Origin of the sequence: Limosilactobacillus reuteri (genome assembly GCF_002254085.1) — a bacterium.
Taxonomy (GTDB): Bacteria; Bacillota; Bacilli; order Lactobacillales; family Lactobacillaceae; genus Limosilactobacillus; species Limosilactobacillus reuteri_K.
This window is the reverse complement of record NZ_NGPY01000087.1, coordinates 1-271: the sequence shown is the minus strand read 5'-3', so window position 1 is coordinate 271 and position 271 is coordinate 1. Positions and strand designations below refer to the sequence as shown.

Genomic DNA, 271 nt, shown 5'->3' with positions numbered 1-271 from the left:
AAGGCGGGACAGATGACTGGGGTGAAGTCGTAACAAGGTAGCCGTAGGAGAACCTGCGGCTGGATCACCTCCTTTCTAAGGAATAAAACGGAACCTACACATCGAAGAAACTTTGTTTAGTTTTGAGGGGTTTACCCTCAGAGCTTGTACTTTGAAAACTAAATACTATCTAATTTCTTTATTAACAAAACAATAAACCGAGAACACCGCGTTATTTGAGTTTTAATTAACGAATTATAATCGCTAACTCAATTAATCAGACAATCTTTGA

The 271-nt window shown here is 38.0% G+C and carries 1 rRNA gene; it reads left to right on the top strand.

Annotated elements, in window-relative coordinates:
- Positions 1–75 (top strand): 16S ribosomal RNA (locus CBG10_RS10045); the annotation flags it as partial.
- Between the last annotated feature and the right edge of the window lie 196 nt (positions 76–271).